A 20,055-nucleotide genomic window follows, 5' to 3' on the forward strand; every position below is an offset into this window, starting at 1 on the left:
CATGCAAGTCAAATTATATGATATTCACGGGGATCCCACGGCATGGAACGCCTATGTGCTCGCTCATCCTGCAGGAACGGCGGCCCATATGCTGGCCTGGGGCAGGGCGGCTCACATGAGCATGGGGCATCCGCTTTATTATATTTATGTGGAAGACCAGGGCCGGATATGCGGGCTGGTTCCCCTGGTGCATGTTAAAAGCAGGCTGTTTGGAAATTCTCTGATTTCGGTTGCCTTTTCGACCAACGGCGGCCCCCTTTTTGACAATGAAGAGGTTCTTGCCCTGCTGGACGGGGAATGCGCCCGGCTGGCAGAAGAGCTGGATGTGGACTGTGTCGAATTCCGCAATATGGACCGGGTTCACGAGGACTGGCCCTGCAAGGATGATATGTATTCTGTTTTCCGCAAAGAACTGTCGGCGGATAACGAGGAGAATATGCTGGCCATTCCCCGTAAACAGCGGGCCATGGTCAGGAAAGGCATCAAGTTCGATCTGAAGCCTGAAATCGATCAGGATGTGGACCGGCTTTATGCGCTGTATGCGGAAAGCGTGCGCAATCTGGGCACGCCGGTTTTTCCGAAAAAGCTTTTTCAGGCCATGAAGGATGAATTTGGGGATGACTGTGAGATTCTGACAGTCTGTGCGCCGGACGGACCGGCTATTGCCAGTGTGATGAGTATCTATTTTCGCAACGAGGTCTTCCCCTATTACGGCGGGGCGACTTTTGAAGCCCGGAAATATGCGGCCAATGATTTTATGTACTGGTCAGTCATGGAGCGGGCCGTCACGGAACGAAAGTGTGAGATTTTCGACTTCGGACGCAGCAAGAACGGGACAGGTTCCTTCAGTTTCAAGAAAAACTGGGGTTTCGAGCCACGCCCGCTGCATTATGAATATTATCTGCGTGAAGGTCAGCAAGTACCGGAGATTAATCCGATGAACCCGAAATATCGCATGATGATCGAAACCTGGAAAAAGCTGCCATTGCCGCTGGCCAATTTTCTTGGCCCGATGATCTCCCGGTCTCTGGGATAAGGTCGCATCCGCAAAAACGGAAATAAAGAAGCATAAAATAACTGTTTGGAAACCTGTTTGATCCATAACAGTAGACAGAAATACAGATATTTCGGCAAATTATGGGGATAAAGTGATTAATCTGTTTGGAAATGATTTAACCGTGCGCAAGAGGTGGATAAAAACCGCCATTCTCTGGTGTGTAATGCTAACGGTTGCCCTTGTCTCCTTTTGGCAGACCATAACCACGGTTGTCGGTATCTGGTGGAATGAAGCCTATTATAATCACTGCCTCCTGATCATCCCCATCATTATCTATATCCTTTATGAACGCCGGGAAATATTTGACAGGATGGCACCGACGCCGACCGCATGGGGCCTGCCGCTGATCGGCGCAGGGGCTTTTGCCTGGCTGTTGGGGGATATGGCGGATGCCAATGTTGTCAGGCAGTTCGGGCTCGTTGTGATATTGCAGGGGACAATTCTGACCGCGATCGGTGTTCGGGCCGTTCATGGCTTGTTGTTTCCATTTCTGTATCTCTATTTTCTTATTCCGTTCGGAAACTTCCTGATTCCGACATTGCAGGATATCACCACATTTTTTGTCGTCTCCGCCTTGAATGCCCTCGATATTCCGGTCTATGTGGAGGGTGTGTTCCTCACGGTACCCAACGGGAAGTTTCATGTGGCCGAGGCCTGTGCCGGTCTGAGGTTTCTGGTTGCGACAGTCGCGCTTGGTCTGTTGATGGCCAACATTGCCTATAAGACGATCGGCCGGCAGATTATTGTCGTGCTGCTTGCGTTGCTGGTACCCGTCCTTGCCAATGGCGCCCGGGCGACGGGGATCGTGCTTATCGGTTATTATTCGGAAATGAAATATGCCGTTGGCGTCGATCACCTGGTTTATGGCTGGTTTTTCTTTGCCCTTGTCCTGTTACTGTTTATTTCCATTGCCATGACCTTTACCAATCGCAAGGTGACCGATGGGTATATTGACTTTACCAGGGAATACTGGGGCCGGGACCTGGAAGACGCCTCCGTCAGGCGCTGGGGCATATTGCTTGCCTTTTCAGTGTTTCTGATTGCTGCAGCACCGCTTTACAGCCTCAGTATTGAAAACAGGGTTTCGCAGCAAAGCCAGGAATCCCAACTCAATCTTGATCTTGCGGTCTTTGCCGGTTCTGCAGAAAAGAGCGATTGGCATCCCCGCTTTGTCGATGTCGACGAGGAGCAACTTAAAACATATAGCCACGGGAAGGACCAGATTTTCGACCTTTATGCGGCGCGGTACGCCTATCAATATGACGACAAGGAGATGATCCGTTTCGGTAATACGATGGCGGCTCCCAAAGTCTGGTCACGCACGGCAAGCGGCAGTCGACTGGTGACTGTTGGCGGGCAGCAGTACAAAATGATTGAGGAAATCATTCACTCCAACCTTGGCAATCGTATGGTCTGGTATGTCTATTATGTGGACGGGCGCTTTACAAACAACCCGTATCTTGCAAAGCTGTATGATGCCCGGGCGAAAATGCTGGGCGGCAGTCTGGAAGCCATGGTATTTGCCATTTCGATCCACCTGCGGGATGGTAATGAAAAAGCCGGCCGAGAGACGCTGGAAGAGATTGCCCAAAAAATGCCACCAATCGAGGTTATGCTCGGCGTGACAGCCGGCGGACAATGAAAATTTGAAAAGGTGCCTTGTTGTATAGCAGGCAAAAATTTATGAAATCTGGAATTGGGTCAATTATCGTATTTCTGTTCGTGGCGGTTTTCAGTGCCGGTCCTGTGACCGCGCATGATAGCTCGGCAGATTTTCCCCGGATTGTAAAAAAGGTCGCTCCATCCGTTGTAGGTATCGCGACCCATAATCCACTGGGGTCTCCGCAAAATATACTACGGGGAACCGGATTTGCCGTATATGACGGTAATTATGTCATCACCAATGCCCATGTCCTGCCGGATCCGGCAAAAATGTCGGAAAAAGAGACACTCATTGTTCTGGTCGGAGTCGGGCGGTTGCCCGAAGTCAGGAGGGCTGAAATCGTCAAAACAAACAAGCAACACGACATGGCGCTCCTGAAAATCTCGGGAGATCCAGTCCCTCCCGTGAAACTCGGCAACGGTGCGATGATGGATACGGGGTCAGCCATTGCGTTTACCGGGTTTCCCATTGGTGCGGTACTCGGTCTCTACCCGGTAACACACAGAGGCTTTGTTGCAGCCATTACCCCGAACGTTATTCCCCAGCCTTCAGCCCGCTACCTGGATATTAAAATAATCACACAGTCGCGGTTCGAGGTATATCAGCTGGACGCTACCGCTTACCCGGGAAACAGTGGCAGTCCCCTCTATGATGTTTATACAGGCCGCGTGGAAGGGGTTATCAACAGTGTGAAAGTCAAGGGCACCAAGGAAAATGCCCTGACGTCACCGAGCGGCATTACGTTTGCCATTCCGGTGGTCTATATTCATGAAATTCTGAATGAGGCTGGTTTGAAAACTGTGGGTGGTCGAAAGACTAAATAATCTATGAGGACAAAATAACCCCGGCGTGCTGCATTTACAGGCTAAATAAAGCAGCAGCCCGGATTAATTATCGTCCTTGTTTTCAGTCTTTTCCTCTCCTGCTGCGGGCATTATCTCTTGAACTTTTGCAGCATCTTCCGGAGAAATAGTTTCCTCAAGAGGGGCGTTGTTCGTGGCAATGTCGCTTTCAGGAGTGCGGAGAGCACTGTAAACCGAGGCTACAGCGACGACCCAGCCCAAAACTGCACCAACAACCCAGATCATGACAGACTGGCGCATTGAAAGGCGTTCATCGCTATTTTTTTCGGTATTATCAGCCATAATAACTCTCAATTATATCAATAAGTTAGTCTCTGTGCCCGATAATGTTATTATCCTATAATTAATAAATTCTTATGGCCAGAGGTTTTTTAATCAAATTTTACGAATGATAAATATTCATTCATGTCCATAATATCGTGATTAATTATACAAGAATTGTGCCAGAAATTTTTAATCTATAGATATCAGCTAGTTAAAATGTATTAGTTTCCTTACACATAAAAAAAACTGTCGATAGTTGTAAAAAATACCGACAGTTTGTATGGATAACTTTACACTTCTCGTCAGATGTCTTTATCCAGAGCATAACCTGCGGATCTGACGGTCCGGATGATATTAGGGCTCTGATCAATGTTCAGGGCTTTTCTGAGACGCCGAATATGCACATCAACGGTTCTTGATTCCACATAGATGTCATTGCCCCATACAGAATCAAGAAGTTGTTCCCTGGAGAATACACGTCCGGGGTTTTCCATAAAATGTTTCAACATCCGATATTCAGTCGGCCCAAGGTGCAGGGCTGTTCCATCCCTGGCCACCTTGTGGGAGGCGGTGTCCATGACAATACCGGCATATTCCAGGGTCTCGCCGGACAGGGCAGGCCGGATACGGCGAAGAATGGCATTGATCCGGGCAATCAGCTCTTTGGGCGAAAATGGCTTTGTAATATAATCGTCAGCACCGGTTTCCAGGCCGCGGATCCGGTCGGTTTCTTCCGACCGTGCGGTGAGCATGATGATGGGAATATTCTTGGTGGCATTTTCCCGGCGCAGACGGCGGCAGATTTCGATGCCGGACAGGTTTGGCAACATCCAGTCAAGCAGGATCAGGTCCGGTGAAACGTCAGTGGCGGAAAGAAGGCCATCTTCTCCGTCGGCTTCACAGGTGACTTTAAAGCCTTCCTGTTCCAGGTTGTACCTGACCAGTTCCGTAAGATTCTGGTCGTCTTCTATAAGTAAAATATGTGCACTCATGACATTCACTTATTCTCTTTTTCGCTAAACCCAACGTCGGCGAAACTGGTTGTGTCCTTCTTCGGACGCTTCAGTTCAAGCAGTTCGCCTTCGGTTATGTAATAGACAATTTCAGCTATATTGGTTGCATGGTCGCCAGCGCGTTCGATATTCTTGGCGATAAACAGAAGATGCGTAGCGCTTGTGATATATTGTGGTTTTTCCATCATATAGGTCAGTAGTTCGCGAAACAGGCTGTCGTAAAGGGCATCAACCTCCTGGTCCCGGTTCCAGACTTCTATGGCGAGGTTGGTGTCCCGCTTGACATAGGCGTCGAGGACGTCTGTGATCATGGTTCTGGTGATCTTGATCATCTGGGACAGGATCGTTGTGCTGCCCGGCAGCTGATTGACATTGCTGAGCACCGACAGACGCTTGGCCATGTTTTTGGCATAGTCGCCCATCCGTTCCAGGGCGGAACTGATTTTAATGGAAGAGATTACTTCCCTCAGATCGTCAGCGACCGGGGAACGGAGGGCTATGACTTTAATCGCGAACTTTTCGATCTCGAGTTCAAGCTGGTCAATCGCTTTGTCATTGCTGCGTATTTCCTCGGCAAGTTTTTTGTCCTTCTCCACCAGGGCGTCAGTGGATAACCGGAACTGTTCCTCGACAAGGTTGCCCATCTGGACAATTTTCTTGCGAAGATCGTTCAGGTTTTCGTCAAAGGAGGCAACGATGTGACTGTCTGTCATTTCTTTTTCGTCCTAACAATTGGACCGGTCGCGGCAATCAGCCATAACGACCGGTGATATAATCCTTTGTTTTTTCCTTCTTGGGATTTGTGAAAATATTCACTGTGTCGTCATACTCTACAAGGTCGCCAAGATGGAAAAATGCCGTTTTCTGCGATACACGCGCTGCCTGTTGCATGGAATGCGTGACAATTACAATCGCGAAACGGCCCTTAAGTTCATCAATCAGTTCTTCGATGATTGCGGTGGCGATGGGGTCGAGCGCGGAACAGGGCTCGTCCATCAGAATAACTTCCGGGTTTACGGCGATTGTACGGGCAATGCAGAGCCGCTGTTGCTGGCCGCCGGACAGAGAGGTGCCAGGTGTATCAAGCCGGTCCTTTACTTCTTCCCACAAGCCGGCCTTCTGGAGGCTGGTGAAGACAATTTCATCAAGATCCGTGTTGTTGTTTGCCAGACCGTGGATGCGCGGCCCGTAGGCCACGTTGTCATAGATGGATTTGGGAAAGGGGTTGGGTTTCTGGAACACCATACCGACCCGGGCGCGTAGTTGAACCACATCAACTTTTTTGCCGTAGATATCTTCGCCGTCCAGTTTGATATCGCCGGTTACCCTGCAGATCGGAATGGTGTCATTCATCCGGTTCAGACATCTCAGAAATGTGGACTTCCCGCAACCGGACGGGCCGATTAGCGCCGTTACCTCATCGGAATTAATGTCCAGGCTGACATTCTTAATCGCCTGTGTTTCACCGTAATAGACGTCGACGTTCCGAGCCCGCATCTTGGGTGTTTTTTCAGAGTGCGAAATGATGTGATCTTCATTTTGTACGTTCATGATGTTCATCTTACTTTACCAGCGTGTCTCAAACTTCTGACGTAGCCAAATAGCCAGGCCGTTCATAATAACAAGAAATCCCAGCAATACGATAATTGCTGCCGATGTTTTTTCCAGGAAACCCCTCTCGGGACTGTCGGCCCACAGGAAAACCTGAACCGGCAGTGCCGTGGCAGCATCCGTAATGCCCTGGGGAATATCAACGATAAAGGCAACCATACCGATCATCAAAAGGGGCGCGGTTTCGCCAAGCGCCTGAGCCATGCCGATAATGGTTCCGGTCAGGATACCTGGCATGCTGAGCGGCAGCACGTGATGGAAGACTGTCTGCACCGGCGAGGCGCCGAGACCAATTGCTGCGTCGCGGATGGAAGGCGGCACTGCCTTGATTGCGGCCCGGGCGGCAATAATGATTGTGGGCAGGGTCATCAGGGCCAGGGTAAGGCCGCCGACCATGGGCGCCGAGCGGGGCATGTTAAACACATTCAGGAAGATAGCGAGCCCCAGAAGTCCGAAGACAATCGATGGAACCGCAGCCAGGTTGTTAATATTGACTTCAATCAGGTCGGTCCACCTGTTCTGAGGGGCAAATTCCTCAAGATAGATGGCGGAGGCGACACCCACCGGAAAGGCAACCAGAAAACAGACCATCAGGGTATAGAAGGACCCGACAACGGCTCCCCAGACACCTGCCAGTTCCGGTTCCCGGGAATCTCCGGTTGACAGAAACCGCCAGTTAAAGCCTCTGGAAACACGTCCTTCTGCATCAAGCTGATCAATCCAGGCAATCTGCTGGTCGGAAATTTTTCGGTCTGACTGGGGAACATCCCGTTTGATTTGTCCTTTTACGAACATGTCCACATTGCTTGAGGCGGGCAGATCGATGGAAATTGTCTCCCCGACCAGGCCCGGTTTATCAACTAGCTTTTGCCGGATTTCGTCACGGGCGCCATTGCTGATCAGGCGCATCAGGGCAAAGACTTCCTTGCGCTTTTTCGCTTCAGGAAACTTCACTCGCAGGCTGTCGCGGATCAGGGTGTTGTAATTGGCCTGTTGCAACATTGACGTTCGTTCAAGGTCGGTCCTGTTTGACAAATCGCCGATTACGGCAGGATCAAGCGTAATATCCAGTTTGATGCTGGTGGTGGAAAAACCGCTCAGCCCCATATAGAGAATGCTGCCGATCAGGACGGCCAAAGCAAGGGAAGCCAGACTCAGGCCGGCTATCCCGAAGGCCTTGAAAAATCTTTCCTTGCGATATCTCTTGGCGACGCGTTTCCGCATGGCTTCATTGTGCCAGGCAGTCGGACCCTGATAGGTTTCTTCAGGCAGGTTGTCGGACATATCAGTCATATTGTTCTCGGTATTTTCGAACCACATGGAGGGCCAGGAAGTTCAGGGAGAGGGTAATTACAAAAAGAGCCAGTCCCAGCGCAAAGGCGGACAGGGTCTTGGCGCTGTCGAATTCCTGGTCTCCGGTCAGCAATGCCACGATCTGCACGGTCACCGTGGTGACAGCCTCGAGCGGATTGGCGGTAAGGTTGGCCGCCATGCCGGCAGCCATCACAACAATCATGGTTTCCCCGATGGCTCTGGATGCCGCAAGCAGGAATGCGCTGACAATTCCGGGCAGGGCAGCCGGCAGAATAACATTCAGAATGGTTTCGGTCTTGGTGGCGCCCAGTCCGTAGGATCCGTCGCGCAGGCTTTGTGGAACCGCGGAAATAACATCATCCGACAGGGAGGACATTAACGGGATGATCATGATGCCCATGACGATACCGGCGGCCAATGCACTCTCCGAGGCGATTTCCAGCCCCATCAGGTCGCCGGTATTGCGGATTGCAGGAGCAACCACGAGGGCGGCAAAAAAGCCGTAGACGACGGTCGGGATGCCGGCCAGAACTTCCAGCAACGGCTTGAAGATAGCCCGGGTTTTCCGATCGGCAAATTCAGTCATATAAATGGCGGAAAGAAGACCTACCGGGGCCGCAACCAGAAGCGCGATGAAGGTGATCAGCAAGGTACCTGTGATCAGCGGGATCGCCCCAAAGGATCCGGAACTTCCCACCTGGTCCGCTCTCAGGGCTGTCTGAGGGCTCCACTGCAGGCCGAAGATGAATTCGCTCAGGGGAACTTTCTCCAGGAACCGCATGGTTTCGAACACCAGGGAGGAGACAATGCCGATCGTCGTGATGATGGCAATCACGGAACAGGCGATCAGGGAGAACAGGATAATGGATTCAAGTTGATTCCGTGACCTGAGTTCGGGTTCGATCTGGTAAATGCCAAAAACCGTACAAAGGGACGTTACGCCAATGGCGGACAACGCGACGATTGTGAAAATGGCCCGGGAAACATTAGTGAAATAGTCAGCAGCTTGTCGAAGTTCGCTTGTGGCTGCGCCGGAAATGGCGTCTCCTGCGGCCAGGTTGCGGATATCATTCATCAGTATATTGACTTCAAAATTACTCAGCCCCTGAACTGTTTCAGACAGGCGGGACAGAACCAGACTATCGACCAGACTTGAGCCCAGGACCACCCAGACAACCAGGATAAAAAGTCCGGGGATAAGGCCGATCATGGCAGTATACCAGCCATAATGACTTGGCAGGGAATGAAGCCGGCTGATCTGGCCGTCGACGGACATCAGGGCTTTTTTGCGCCCGTACACATAGGACACCGTAGAGATAATGCCAAGAACCAGTATGAGTGAATAAATGTTCATGGGGGTCCTGTGAAGTCAAAATGGATAAAACAAAATTTAAAAAGGATACTGCCGGAACAGGTAAAGCCTGTTCCGGCATGTTACAATGATTACTTCATCGGTGTAAGATTTTTTGCATCTTCACGATATTTTGCAAGCTCTTCCTCAGGCATCGGGATCAGGCCTTTTTCTGCCAGGTAACCGAATTCGCCCATTGCCTTGTCGCTGGTGAATTCAGCCAGATATTCCTGGATACCCGGAATTTTACCCACATGTGCTTTTTTGACATAGAAGAACAGTGAGCGGGATACAGGATATTTGCCGTCTGAAATATTTTCGAAGGTCGGCAGTTCACCGTTTACGACGCTACCCTGGATGACATCGCTGTTCTGGTCAAGGAAGCTGTAACCGAAGATGCCCAAGGCATCGGGGTTGGCCTGCAGTTTGCCAACGATCAGGTTGTCGTTTTCACCGGCTTCCACATAGGCGCCGTCTTCACGGATTGTGTGACAGACCGCTTTGTATGCTTTCTTGTCGGTTTTCTTCATGCCCTTGATTTCCGGGAAGGTTTTACATCCGCCTTCCATACCCAGTTCAACAAAGGCGTCACGTGTGCCGGAAGTCGGAGGCGGGCCCATAACCTCGATTTTTTTCTTCGGCAGGGACGGATTTACTTCATTCCAGTAACGATAGGGGTTTTCAACCATGGAACCGCCGACCGGAACTTCCTTGGCCAGGGCGAGCCAGATGTCACGCAGGGAAAGTTCCATCTGCGGAACCTCTTTTGAGTTCGCCAGGACAATGCCGTCGTATCCTACTTTGACTTCAACGATTTCCTGTACGCCGTTGGAAGCGCAAAGCTCGATCTCTGAGCTTTTGATGCGGCGGGAAGCGTTGGTAATATCCGGATGACCTTCACCAACACCGGCGCAGAAAAGCTTGAGGCCACCGCCTGATCCTGTGCTTTCAACAACAGGCGTCTTGAATGAGGTTGTCTGGCCGAATTCTTCAGCAACGGCTGTTGCGAAAGGGAAAACTGTAGAAGACCCGACAATACGTATCTGGTCCCGGGCTTCGGCAGCACCTGCCACGGACATGGCAAGAGTTCCGGCACCTACGAGAGTTATAAGGGATTTTTTCAGCACGTTCATATCTCCGAATTAAATTGTAGAACTATCGTTTCTACCTGGATGATTGTTTGGTGGCCCGGATCTCTGCAGAATAAACAGACCATTTTCACATTCATTAATTTCATAAACTTTCGATGACACTATGCAGCGTCAATTACTCATATGCGTCACTTTTATTAAAGTTTTGTGACACTGAAGTCCGTGAACGGGTGTGCTTTGTAATATTTTATAAAATATTAATTATTTCAGTGTGTTAGGGTTTCTTGTTGGGGAGAGTGACGGTGACGCGAGTATATTCATTGACTTCACTTTCAAACAAAATATGCCCTTTATGACGCTGAATAATGTGTTTTACGATGGCGAGTCCCAGTCCCGTCCCCCCGAGACTGCGGGACCGGGCAGTGTCAACCCGATAGAATCTTTCCATGAGTCTGGGAATATGTTCAGGCGGAATGCCGTTACCCCGGTTGGTGATTGCAAAGCTTACACTTTCCTCGTGAATGGGGAAGTCACTGATGTGTTTCTTCAGGACAATATCAATGGCAGTATTTTCCCGGCCGTATTTGATCGCATTGTCGAGCAGATTCTGGACGACCTGGGTCAACTGGTCAAAATCGCCAACTACATTATCCACATTGTCGGGATTGCTGATGTTGACAGTCATGTTGCGTTCTTTGAGGCGCATATCCAGTGTTTCAAGAACACTGCTGACAAGGGTGGGCAGGTGGACATTGCCTTCGGGCGGGATATGGGCTTCCCGTTCGATCTTTGACAGGGAAAGCAGATCGTCTACGAGGCGTGTCATGCGGCTCGCTTCGTCATGCATGATGCGCAGAAAACGTTCCTGTGCCGGGAGGTCATTTTTGGCCGGACCCTGCAGGGTTTCCACAAAACCAAGGATGCTGGCCAGCGGCGTTCTGAGTTCATGGCTTGCATTGGCGACAAAATCGACCCGCATCTGTTCCGCCTGCTTGATCAGTGTGATGTCATAAATGGAAAGAAAAATATATCGCTTGTTTTCGGGGTTTTCCTCATTGCCCTGAATGTCCAGGGCGTGAAGTCGAACCAGCATGTTGCGGGGAACCACATTGCCATGCAGATATTCTACGGTCTGACTGCTGCCGGTACTGATGGTTTTCCGGATGGCATCATTGACATCGTGATTTCGGATAAACAGGGAGATATCCTTGCGCAGGATATCCGTCCCGAGCATATTGATGGCAGACTTGTTGGCCATCAGTATTCTTTTACGGGAATCCAGCAAAAGGAAGGGGTCAGTCAGATTCTCCATGATGTTGGTCAGAAGGAATTGTGAGGCCCTGGTGTCCCGGCTTTCATGTTCCTGCAGAATGGTTTTCCGGCGCAGCTCGGCGATTTCCTCTTCGTACCTGCGGTTCAGGTAAATCATGCTGATAAATGTCAGGACGGACAGAATGAATGCCGTGGCGACGGACACAGTCTCGAACAACGTAAAGATAAGAAGAAGGACTGCAACCGGCAGGGCATAAAGAAGCGGCCGCAGTTCGTTCAGGGGGGAGTTGTATGAGTTTTTCTGGTCCAATGCACAACCTTCAGAAAGCGCCGGCCTAAAACCAGCGTTGCAAGCCAATATAGCTACACCTTCGGGCGAGCTAGCCGGAGACGTTAGCCTCACATCCGGGTAATGTCACCTGTGTAACAAAAAAATAATAAAAACTGACCGTTTTTTGTTCCAGTGTTTTTTTCTGATCTGCTATACGGTTTTTAACTATTCTGTGTTAAAAATGATAATACAGGGTGATCCTGAATGTACCAGTTTGGATCACAAGTGTCGGGATATTTAACAGTTTTCACACTCGCTCAAAGCCTGTTTTTTTTAAGATATTGAATTTAAATAATAAAATAAAATGGCCCGGATATTGCATAGATATCCCTAAATCGGTTTATTATTATTGGAACTGTATATTTTTTTGACAATCATATATACAGCAACTAACGCTAGAGGCTGGAAAAATGGAAGATCTTAAAGGAAAAACCTCCGGGAATCAGACTCCTGATCAGGAGCAGCTGAAAAGGCAGTCCCGTCGTAGAGTGCTTAAAACCGGCGCGGCTATGGCCCCGCTGGCGCTGACGCTGAGCACGGGGAATGCCATGGCAACAGGAAATATTGCTGTGTCAGGTGCAGGCTGCGTTTCCCGCGTCAAGCAATTGTCCCAACAGGGACATGAAGCCCTGCAGATTCCCAGGGAACACCGGACCTGGATGTCAGCTGATCATGAATATGAACATCCCGAACGGACTGAACATTTTCAGGATTATAACGAGAACCATTGGGATTATCTGCAGAAGAGCAATCGTGAAGATTGCTCCTGCCTGCAGTCCATTAATGCTGCTGAATATATCAGCAAAACGCATTTTAACTAAGGTGGCCCCGGCCACTCTGCACAAGTCCGTTATTCGGTGAGTGATGCAATGTCTTTATATGAAACGGCTGTATTCCGCATAGGGGATACAGCCGGTTTTTTATGGAAAAACTGGGATGACGCCTATATCATTTTTGATCCCAGGTCCGGCCATACGCAGGCGATGAACATTTTCGCCCGGGAAATCCTTGCCATTATCGAGGAAAAACCAAGCTCACTTCAGGACATATGTCATGAGCTGGAAACTGTGATGGAAGAAAAATTTTCTGAAGACATCCGGCAGAATATCCGTCAGACTATGGCGGAATTTGACAAAATGGGACTGATCGAACCCACTGATGCATAAAAAAGACACCGTTGCACTCGCCGAAATTCCCGACAGGCAACTGGGGAGGCAGTTAAAAACAGGGGGTATTTCCCTTGAAGTGGGTCCGTTCGTGACCCAGGTGCGTATCCTGTTTCCTCATGTTCGCAGGCAATTCTGCGATCTTTACGGTGGTTATCCGGTCTATCCGGAAGGGACAATCGCCAACAATCACCTCAACGTTTACGGTCGTAATTTTTATCGCCGCTGGATCAAACCCCAGGCCTGTGTCGACACCATGATGAAGGATGCTTTCATTCCCCTGCATGCGGATCTGGGGCTGGTGGCAACCGAAATGGGCCTGAACTGGCAGGTCGCCGTGGGTTGCAAGAATTTCCTTTTGTTTCATGCCGGTGTTGTCGAGCGCAATGGCCGGGTGGTGATCATGCCCGCAGCGTCCGGCAGCGGCAAGAGCACCCTGGCGGCGGGTCTGTCCTTTGTCGGCTGGCGGCTGTTTTCCGATGAATTCGGTCTGGCGGACATCAACACCGGGGATTTTGTGCCTTATCCCCGGCCGGTCTCGCTGAAGAATGAATCAATACCGGTGATGAAGGACTGGGCGAGCGAAGGCACCACATTCAGCAAGGAATATGAAGGCACGCCCAAAGGCACCATTTGCTATATGCGCCCGCCCGAAGACAGCATCAGCCGCATGTTTGAAAGGGCGAAGGCCGGGGCCATCATCCTGCCGGTTTTTGACCCCGACGCCAAACCGGAGATTCGACCGATCACCCGCAGCATGGCCTTTTTCAAGATCGTCATGTCGTCGGCCAATTACGGCGACATCGGCGAGCGGTCCTTCAGAATCATGACCGACATTGCGGATAGCGCCGCCTGTTGTGAAATCGTCTATCCGAACCTGGAGGAAGGGATCAGGCTGGTCGAGCGTTTTGTCGATGAAAATGTCGATCCGGGCCCGGGGGGCGGCAATGACTGAAACAAGCGGCTCCCTGGTAATTGATGTCCTGAAAAGTCCGGACCTGATGCCGGATTTCACCGTTGATCAGTGGAACAGTCTGCTTTACGAGGCCCGCGTCAACAGCCTGACAGGCCGGCTGGCTGCCGAGGCCCGGAAGCATGACCTGTGGGACAGCCTGCCCGGACGGGTACAGGATATTTTCCTGTCGGCGGAAATTGACGCCCAGTCCCGCCAGCGTCGCCTGATGTGGGAACTGAACCGGATCCGTCGGGCCCTGTTTGGTTTTGAAGGCCCGATTGTGGTTCTGAAGGGCGGGGCCTATATTGCCCGCAAACTGGAAGCTGCCGCCGGCAGGGTCAGTTCCGACGTGGATATTATGGTTGACCGGAATGATCTTCCGGCGGTCGAGGAAAAGCTGCTGGAACATGGCTGGGTGCATAGTGTGGAAGACGACTATGACCAGAGATATTACCGGGAATGGGCGCATGAACTGCCGCCGCTTTTTCATCCGGACCGGGGTATGACGGTGGATGTCCATCATACCATACTGCCGCTGACCAGCCGGCTTGGTGTAGACGCGTCAATGTTGCTGGACGATATCGAGCAGGTGGACGGCAATCTTTATACCCTGTCGCCGGAAGATATGCTGCTGCACAGTGCGGTGCATCTGTTTCACGACGGGGAGATTGCCGTCTCGCTCCGTAATTTGCTGGAAGAGCATGACATGATCCGGGAATTCTCGCGCACTGAAGGCTTTTGGAACAGGCTTATGGCGCGGGCAGATGAACTGGCGCTCGGTCGGCCGCTTTATTATTGCCTGCGCTATTGTTCGATGATTCTGGAAACGGAAATACCGGCAGCGGTGCTGGCAGAGAGCGCCCGTTATGCCCCAAATTCATTTGTGCGGGGGATGATGGACTGGATGGTGCCGCTGGTGACCTATCCGCCAAAAAATCGCCTGTTTCAGCTGGTATCGAAAATTCTTTACATGCGTTCGCACTGGCTGCGCATGCCGGCCGGGCTTTTGATCCGCCATCTCACTACAAAATTTTTCCGACGTTTCAAAGGCGAGGCGGCCTAGCCCATGATGTCCCGGAGAGCGGGAATGAGTTGGTCGAAATGGTCAATCACCCGGTTGGGCTTGAGTTCCTCCACAGGCACCGGCGTATAGCCGAACGTCACACCCACCACCGGAAGGGCTGCATTGCGGGCGGCGTCGATATCATTGGCGGAATCGCCCACCATCACGGCCCCCTCGGGGGGGCAGCCCATCAGCTCCAGCGTCGAGGTCAGGTGCCGGGGGTCCGGTTTCTTATAGTCAAAGCTATCGCCGCCGGTCAGGGCGCAGAAAAAATCATCCAGTTCGAGAGCCTTCAGCAGCTTGTGGCTCAGGTCTTCCACCTTGTTGGTGCAGACCGCGAGTTTCACACCGTTGTCCTGCAGTTCCGCCAGTGCCTCGTGCAGGCCGGGGAAGGCGATGGTATGGTCGGCAATATGGCTGTTGTAATAGTCGAGGAAGATGCCCTGCAGCCGGTCCACCTCGGCGTCCGGCGGCACCTCGCCGGAATGATCAAAACCTTTGATGATGAGGGCGCGGGAGCCGTGCCCGACCATATGACGCACGTCGTCAATATGGATTTTCGGGCGGCCTTCCAGGCCCAGCACATGATTGAGGGTGGCGGTCAGGTCCCGGGCGCTGTCCACAAGGGTACCGTCCAGGTCGAAGATCACGGCTTTCAGTTTTTCTGACATAAAGTTGACATTAATCCCTGACAGACAATTGAAATCAAAAAATAAACGTTTTGAGTTATATAAATGTTAGTAAACTTGTGGCAAAGTGCCCCAAAATGGGACGGTTAACGAGCCTGTTTTCTTATTTGTAATAAGTAATAACGGAAAAAGAAATAAAATCATGAGCTCTACTGATCTGGCGGTCATTATTCTCGCGGCGGGCAAGGGGACCCGCATGAAGTCTTCCACCCACAAGGTTCTGCACCCGCTGGCCGGGCATCCCATGCTGATGCACCTGATGGACCGGCTTGTGCCGCTGTCGCCCTCCCGCAAGGTTGTCGTGGTCGGCGCCGGCAAGGAACAGGTGGAAAATGCCGTCGGGGATATTTCTGAAATCGTGGTCCAGGAGCCGCAGCTTGGCACCGGCCATGCGGTCCAGGTCACCCGCGACGCGCTCGAAGGGTTTGATGGCAATGTTCTGATCCTCTATGGCGATGTGCCAATGCTGACCGAGGAAACCCTGCAGGCGATGGTCGATGCCCGTATGGGCGATACTGCCGCTTCTGTCGTGGTGCTGGGTTTCCGCCCGGCGGATACCAAGGCCTACGGCCGTCTGGTGGTTAACGGTTCAGGCGAACTGGAAGCCATCGTCGAGCACAAGGACGCCAGCGAGGAACAACGCAAAATCGACCTGTGTAATTCCGGCATCATGGCCGTGGACGGGAAAGAACTGTTCACCCTGCTGGATCTGGTCAGCAATGACAATGCGTCGAGCGAATATTATCTCACCGATATCGTCGAAATCGCCCGTAGCCGGGGATTGACCTGCAGTGTGGTCGAAGCCGATGAACAGGAAGTCATGGGCATCAACAGCCGCAGGGAGCTGGCCGAGGCGGAAGCGGTGTTCCAGAACCGCAGGCGTGACTGGTTCATGGCCGAGGGCGTGACCCTGATTGACCCGAATACGGTCTTTTTCGCCCATGATACGCGGGTAGGCCGTGATGTGGTGATCGGCCCCAATGTGTTTTTCGGCCCCGGTGTGACTATTGATGACAATGTGAAGATCCACAGTTTTTCCCATCTTGAAGGGTGCACCGTCCATAGCGGCGCTTCCGTCGGGCCGTTTGCCCGGCTACGCCCCAACGCCGACATCGGCGAGGGCGCCAAGATCGGCAACTTTGTGGAAATCAAGAAATCCACCATCGAGAAGGATGCCAAGGTCAGCCATCTGACTTATATTGGCGATGCCCGGGTCGGTGAGGGGGCCAATATCGGCGCTGGCACCATCACCTGTAACTATGACGGTTTCAACAAGTTCAAGACGGACATTGGCAAGGGGGCTTTCATCGGCTCCAATACCTCGCTTGTGGCCCCGGTGACCATCGGTGACGGCGCCATCGTCGGGGCCGGCAGCGTGGTGACCAAAGAAGTCTCGGCGGACGCCCTGGCGGTAACCCGGGCGAGCCAGAAGGAACTTGGCGGCTGGGCCCTGAAGTTTCGCCAAAATCAGAAGAAATAACCAGAAGAAACAAGAAGAGTATCTAGAGGATAAAAAGCTATGTGCGGCATCATCGGTATCATCGGCAAGGAAGACGCCACTCCCCGGATTGTGGACGGATTGCGTCGTCTGGAATATCGCGGCTATGACAGCGCGGGCATTGCCACGCTGTATAACGGCAAAAACATTGACCGCCGCCGGGCCGAAGGCAAGCTGAAGAATCTCGAGGCCCGTCTGGTCGAGAGTCCGCTGCCGGGTACCATCGGCATCGGCCATACCCGCTGGGCCACCCACGGTGCGCCGACCGAAAATAACGCCCATCCCCATGCCACCCCGCGGGTGGCTGTGGTGCATAACGGCATCATTGAGAATTTCCGCGAACTGCGCGAGGAACTGACGTCCGAGGGCCATGTTTTCGAGACTGAAACAGACACCGAAACCATCGTCCATTTGATCACCAGCCTGCTCGACAAGGGCCTTGACGCCCGGGCCGCGGCCGCCGCCGCGCTGGAAAAGCTGGAAGGGGCCTTTGGCCTCGCCATTATTTTTGACGGTGAAGACAACCTGATGATCGGCGCCCGGCGCGGCAGCCCGCTTGTGGTCGGTTACGGCGACGGCGAGATGTATCTCGGCTCCGACGCCATTGCCCTGTCCGACCTGACCAACCGCATCACCTATCTGGATGAAGGCGACCGGGTCGAGCTGACCCGTGATGCCGCCCGTATTTTTGATGAAAGCGGCAAGGAAGTCATCCGTCCCGTGACCATCGCCAGCGTTTCCGGCGGCATGATCGACAAGGGCAACTACCGCCATTTCATGCTCAAGGAAATCTACGAACAGCCGACCGTGGTTGGCCAGACCATCGGTACCCTGGTGGATCCGCTGCATGGCACCACCACCCTGCCGGAATTCCCCTTTGATTTAGGCAGCATCGAGCGGGTGACCATCATCGCCTGCGGCACGTCCTATTATGCGGGCATGGTCGCCAAATACTGGCTCGAGCAGATGGCCCGCATCAATGTGGAGGTCGATATCGCCTCCGAATTCCGGTATCGGGAAGCGGTGATGCCAGCCGGCGGGCTCGCGATCTTTATTTCCCAGTCCGGGGAGACCGCCGATACCCTGGCGGCTTTGCGCTACGCCAAATCACAGGGCCAGCATATCCTGACCATCGTCAATGTGCCGCAAAGCAGTATGGAGCGGGAAAGCGACATCGTGCTGCAGACCCATGCAGGGCCGGAAGTAGGCGTCGCCTCGACCAAGGCCTTCACATGTCAGCTCTCGGTCCTCGCCTGCCTGTCCATCGCCGTGGCCAAGGCCCGCGGCAAGATCGACCACAAGGAAGAAGAACGGCTGTGCCATGCGCTGACCGAAGTACCGGCGCGTATGGCCGAGGTCCTGAACCATGACGAATCCATCGAGGCGCTGGCCGACGACATGTCAAAGGCCCGGGATGTGATCTATTTAGGGAGAGGCCCGGAATATCCCATCGCCATGGAAGGGGCGCTGAAGCTCAAGGAAATCAGCTATATCCATGCGGAAGGTTATGCCGCCGGGGAAATGAAGCACGGACCCATCGCGCTTATTGATGAACTTGTGCCGATCATTGTCATTGCGCCCTCGGGCCGCCTGTTTGACAAGACCGTGTCCAATATGCAGGAAGTGATTGCCCGTAAAGGAAGGGTGATCTTCATCACCGACGTGGAAGGCGCGAAAAAGAACGGCGTCGATGCGGAGGCCACCATCGCCCTGCCGATGCTGGACGAGTTCGTGACACCATTGCTTTACGCCATCCCGGTGCAGCTCCTCAGCTATCACGTCGCCGTCGCCAAAGGCACCGATGTGGACCAGCCGCGCAACCTGGCCAAATCGGTGACGGTGGAGTAATTCTGGACCTGTTAATAGTCCATATTTCTTGACTCTATTCCTATCTGGACCATATAATGGACCAAATAGGAGATATCCCATGAAAATTGCGATCCATGAAGCCAAGGGCAAACTGTCCGGCCTGATCAAGGCGGCCGGTGAGGGGGAGCAGATATTGCTCACCAAGCACGGCAAGCCTGTGGCGGAAATCCGTCCCATTGCCGGGGCGAAAACGCCTGAGGAAAAAAAGGCAGCCCTCGACAATATTCTCGCTCGGGCAAAGGAGAAGGCCGCCAAGGGTGTTCCCGCCGCCGAGGCCGACAAATTCCTTTATGACGACACCGGAATGCCCGGATGATTGCGGTCGATACCTCTGCGGTCATGGCGCTGCTGCTTGGGGAGGAGGGGGCGGAGAAAATCTCCGAATGCCTTACCGAGAATGATCTTTGCATGTCCGCGGGAACCCTGTCGGAACTTCTGATTGTCGCCAGTTCGAGAGGGCTTGGTGAAGAAGCCGAGGAACTGATTTCCGCGCTGGGGGTCGAGATCGTCACGGTGGATGGGGCTGTGGCCCGGCAGGTGCAGCAGGTCTACGCCACCTGGGGCAAGGGAAGTCATCCGGCCGGGCTCAATTTCGGCGATTGCTTCGCCTATGCCCTGGCGAGGGAACGAAGCGTTCCGCTGCTTTATGTGGGCAATGATTTCGGAAAGACGGATATCAAACCGGTTTTGTAGGCACCGATGTGGACCAGCCGCGCAACCTCGCCAATTCGGTGAGGGTGGAGTAAGGGCATAGGCCAACTTATCAGAGATATTAATCTTTCTTCCGCCCTCTCCAGTTCCGGAGAGGGGTATTTGTTTACATATCTATTTAGTTGAAATACTCTGAGATGAATAAGGATGTTGGGGTGTATTATGCAAAGAGCTTTTCTAATTATCGTCTTATTTCTCGCCGCTTTTGCTACGGAGGGTGTTTCAGTTGCTCAACAGCCGACTGAGCAGACTCCAAAAACACAGACATTAGAGC

At 52.5% G+C, this 20,055-nt stretch carries 20 protein-coding genes; 11 read left to right on the forward strand and 9 right to left on the reverse strand.

Translation table 11 applies throughout. The features are described 5' to 3' along the window. Position 1 precedes the first annotated feature (1 nt). The 3 genes from ACORNT_RS09425 (at position 2) to ACORNT_RS09435 (ending at position 3,544) form a co-directional block, all read left to right on the forward strand. Positions 2-1,036 carry a FemAB family XrtA/PEP-CTERM system-associated protein gene (locus tag ACORNT_RS09425; RefSeq protein WP_321389619.1) on the forward strand — a complete coding sequence of 345 codons (1,035 nt, stop codon included), beginning with the start codon at positions 2-4 and terminating at the stop codon, positions 1,034-1,036. Positions 1,037-1,148: 112 nt separating this feature from the next. Next, positions 1,149-2,699, forward strand: a complete 1,551-nt coding sequence (gene xrtA / locus ACORNT_RS09430) for an exosortase A (RefSeq protein WP_321389622.1) — start codon at positions 1,149-1,151, stop codon at positions 2,697-2,699. Between the two features lie 41 nt (positions 2,700-2,740). Then, a complete protein-coding gene (locus tag ACORNT_RS09435; RefSeq protein ID WP_321389624.1) occupies positions 2,741-3,544 on the forward strand; it encodes a serine protease in 804 nt (267 codons plus the stop codon). A 63-nt stretch (positions 3,545-3,607) separates the two neighbouring features. On the opposite strand, the gene ACORNT_RS09440 is transcribed toward ACORNT_RS09435, so the two are convergent. The 8 genes from ACORNT_RS09440 to ACORNT_RS09475 form a co-directional block, all read right to left on the reverse strand. Further along, a complete protein-coding gene (locus ACORNT_RS09440) occupies positions 3,608-3,865 on the reverse strand; it encodes a hypothetical protein (protein ID WP_321389626.1) in 258 nt (85 codons plus the stop codon). Between the two features lie 284 nt (positions 3,866-4,149). Beyond that, complete coding sequence (phoB, locus tag ACORNT_RS09445) at positions 4,150-4,839, reverse strand: phosphate regulon transcriptional regulator PhoB (protein ID WP_321389628.1); 690 nt, start codon at positions 4,837-4,839, stop codon at positions 4,150-4,152. A gap of 5 nt (positions 4,840-4,844) precedes the next feature. Further along, positions 4,845-5,573: a phosphate signaling complex protein PhoU gene (gene phoU / locus ACORNT_RS09450; protein ID WP_321389631.1), complete on the reverse strand. Its 729-nt coding sequence runs from the start codon at positions 5,571-5,573 to the stop codon at positions 4,845-4,847. Positions 5,574-5,610: 37 nt separating this feature from the next. Beyond that, entirely contained in the window at positions 5,611-6,420 is an 810-nt protein-coding gene (gene pstB / locus ACORNT_RS09455; protein ID WP_420717491.1) for a phosphate ABC transporter ATP-binding protein PstB, read from the reverse strand. A 6-nt stretch (positions 6,421-6,426) separates the two neighbouring features. Next, complete coding sequence (gene pstA / locus ACORNT_RS09460) at positions 6,427-7,755, reverse strand: phosphate ABC transporter permease PstA (RefSeq protein WP_420717563.1); 1,329 nt, start codon at positions 7,753-7,755, stop codon at positions 6,427-6,429. A gap of 1 nt (position 7,756) precedes the next feature. Beyond that, positions 7,757-9,139: a phosphate ABC transporter permease subunit PstC gene (gene pstC / locus ACORNT_RS09465; RefSeq protein WP_321389638.1), complete on the reverse strand. Its 1,383-nt coding sequence runs from the start codon at positions 9,137-9,139 to the stop codon at positions 7,757-7,759. Positions 9,140-9,228: 89 nt separating this feature from the next. After that, on the reverse strand, positions 9,229-10,215 hold the full coding sequence (locus tag ACORNT_RS09470) for a PstS family phosphate ABC transporter substrate-binding protein (protein WP_321389640.1): 987 nt from the start codon (positions 10,213-10,215) through the stop codon (positions 9,229-9,231). 286 nt (positions 10,216-10,501) lie between these two features. Further along, the gene (locus ACORNT_RS09475; RefSeq protein ID WP_321389643.1) at positions 10,502-11,809 is read right to left on the reverse strand and encodes a sensor histidine kinase; all 1,308 of its coding nucleotides are present in this window, start codon (positions 11,807-11,809) and stop codon (positions 10,502-10,504) included. 431 nt (positions 11,810-12,240) lie between these two features. Between ACORNT_RS09475 and ACORNT_RS09480 the strand changes: the two genes are divergently transcribed. The 4 genes from ACORNT_RS09480 to ACORNT_RS09495 are packed head-to-tail and all read left to right on the forward strand — an operon-like array spanning position 12,241 to position 15,014. Continuing rightward, positions 12,241-12,651, forward strand: a complete 411-nt coding sequence (locus ACORNT_RS09480; protein ID WP_321389646.1) for a hypothetical protein — start codon at positions 12,241-12,243, stop codon at positions 12,649-12,651. Between the two features lie 48 nt (positions 12,652-12,699). Continuing rightward, positions 12,700-12,996, forward strand: coding sequence for an HPr-rel-A system PqqD family peptide chaperone (locus tag ACORNT_RS09485; protein WP_321389652.1), 297 nt, complete (start codon positions 12,700-12,702; stop codon positions 12,994-12,996). Beyond that, positions 12,989-13,951 (forward strand): HprK-related kinase A, encoded by a 963-nt coding sequence (locus ACORNT_RS09490; RefSeq protein WP_321389654.1) that lies wholly within the window; start codon positions 12,989-12,991, stop codon positions 13,949-13,951. Before ACORNT_RS09485 ends, ACORNT_RS09490 begins: the two co-directional genes overlap by 8 nt. Further along, positions 13,944-15,014: a nucleotidyltransferase family protein gene (locus ACORNT_RS09495; protein WP_321389656.1), complete on the forward strand. Its 1,071-nt coding sequence runs from the start codon at positions 13,944-13,946 to the stop codon at positions 15,012-15,014. Before ACORNT_RS09490 ends, ACORNT_RS09495 begins: the two co-directional genes overlap by 8 nt. Here the strand turns inward: ACORNT_RS09495 and ACORNT_RS09500 are convergent. After that, entirely contained in the window at positions 15,011-15,685 is a 675-nt protein-coding gene (locus tag ACORNT_RS09500) for an HAD family hydrolase (protein WP_321389660.1), read from the reverse strand. The genes ACORNT_RS09495 and ACORNT_RS09500 overlap by 4 nt on opposite strands. 160 nt (positions 15,686-15,845) lie before the next feature. Here ACORNT_RS09500 and glmU point away from each other — a divergent pair, with 160 nt between their 5' ends. The 4 genes from glmU to ACORNT_RS09520 all read left to right on the forward strand — a co-directional run bounded on the left by glmU (position 15,846) and on the right by ACORNT_RS09520 (position 19,763). Next, positions 15,846-17,183, forward strand: coding sequence for a bifunctional UDP-N-acetylglucosamine diphosphorylase/glucosamine-1-phosphate N-acetyltransferase GlmU (glmU, locus tag ACORNT_RS09505; RefSeq protein WP_321389662.1), 1,338 nt, complete (start codon positions 15,846-15,848; stop codon positions 17,181-17,183). 39 nt (positions 17,184-17,222) lie between these two features. Further along, a complete protein-coding gene (gene glmS / locus ACORNT_RS09510; protein WP_321389664.1) occupies positions 17,223-19,049 on the forward strand; it encodes a glutamine--fructose-6-phosphate transaminase (isomerizing) in 1,827 nt (608 codons plus the stop codon). A gap of 79 nt (positions 19,050-19,128) precedes the next feature. Further along, a complete protein-coding gene (locus tag ACORNT_RS09515; RefSeq protein WP_321389668.1) occupies positions 19,129-19,386 on the forward strand; it encodes a type II toxin-antitoxin system prevent-host-death family antitoxin in 258 nt (85 codons plus the stop codon). After that, positions 19,383-19,763: a type II toxin-antitoxin system VapC family toxin gene (locus ACORNT_RS09520; protein WP_321389671.1), complete on the forward strand. Its 381-nt coding sequence runs from the start codon at positions 19,383-19,385 to the stop codon at positions 19,761-19,763. The genes ACORNT_RS09515 and ACORNT_RS09520 overlap by 4 nt, the downstream gene beginning before the upstream one ends. The last annotated feature ends 292 nt before the right edge of the window (positions 19,764-20,055 follow it).

This window comes from Emcibacter sp., from assembly GCF_963675455.1.
Classification (GTDB): Bacteria; Pseudomonadota; Alphaproteobacteria; order Sphingomonadales; family Emcibacteraceae; genus Emcibacter.

Excerpts from the sequence above, each read along its gene's own strand:
- ACORNT_RS09425 (WP_321389619.1), top strand. The coding sequence starts at position 2 with ATGCAAGTCAAATTATATGATATTCACGGGGATCCCACGGCATGGAAC.
- ACORNT_RS09435 (WP_321389624.1), top strand. The coding sequence starts at position 2,741 with ATGAAATCTGGAATTGGGTCAATTATCGTATTTCTGTTCGTGGCGGTT.
- ACORNT_RS09440 (WP_321389626.1), bottom strand. The coding sequence starts at position 3,865 with ATGGCTGATAATACCGAAAAAAATAGCGATGAACGCCTTTCAATGCGC.
- phoB (WP_321389628.1), bottom strand. The coding sequence starts at position 4,839 with ATGAGTGCACATATTTTACTTATAGAAGACGACCAGAATCTTACGGAA.
- phoU (WP_321389631.1), bottom strand. The coding sequence starts at position 5,573 with ATGACAGACAGTCACATCGTTGCCTCCTTTGACGAAAACCTGAACGAT.
- pstB (WP_420717491.1), bottom strand. The coding sequence starts at position 6,420 with ATGAACATCATGAACGTACAAAATGAAGATCACATCATTTCGCACTCT.
- pstA (WP_420717563.1), bottom strand. The coding sequence starts at position 7,755 with ATGTCCGACAACCTGCCTGAAGAAACCTATCAGGGTCCGACTGCCTGG.
- pstC (WP_321389638.1), bottom strand. The coding sequence starts at position 9,139 with ATGAACATTTATTCACTCATACTGGTTCTTGGCATTATCTCTACGGTG.
- ACORNT_RS09470 (WP_321389640.1), bottom strand. The coding sequence starts at position 10,215 with ATGTCCGTGGCAGGTGCTGCCGAAGCCCGGGACCAGATACGTATTGTC.
- ACORNT_RS09480 (WP_321389646.1), top strand. The coding sequence starts at position 12,241 with ATGGAAGATCTTAAAGGAAAAACCTCCGGGAATCAGACTCCTGATCAG.
- ACORNT_RS09485 (WP_321389652.1), top strand. The coding sequence starts at position 12,700 with ATGTCTTTATATGAAACGGCTGTATTCCGCATAGGGGATACAGCCGGT.
- ACORNT_RS09490 (WP_321389654.1), top strand. The coding sequence starts at position 12,989 with ATGCATAAAAAAGACACCGTTGCACTCGCCGAAATTCCCGACAGGCAA.
- ACORNT_RS09495 (WP_321389656.1), top strand. The coding sequence starts at position 13,944 with ATGACTGAAACAAGCGGCTCCCTGGTAATTGATGTCCTGAAAAGTCCG.
- ACORNT_RS09500 (WP_321389660.1), bottom strand. The coding sequence starts at position 15,685 with ATGTCAGAAAAACTGAAAGCCGTGATCTTCGACCTGGACGGTACCCTT.
- glmU (WP_321389662.1), top strand. The coding sequence starts at position 15,846 with ATGAGCTCTACTGATCTGGCGGTCATTATTCTCGCGGCGGGCAAGGGG.
- glmS (WP_321389664.1), top strand. The coding sequence starts at position 17,223 with ATGTGCGGCATCATCGGTATCATCGGCAAGGAAGACGCCACTCCCCGG.
- ACORNT_RS09515 (WP_321389668.1), top strand. The coding sequence starts at position 19,129 with ATGAAAATTGCGATCCATGAAGCCAAGGGCAAACTGTCCGGCCTGATC.
- ACORNT_RS09520 (WP_321389671.1), top strand. The coding sequence starts at position 19,383 with ATGATTGCGGTCGATACCTCTGCGGTCATGGCGCTGCTGCTTGGGGAG.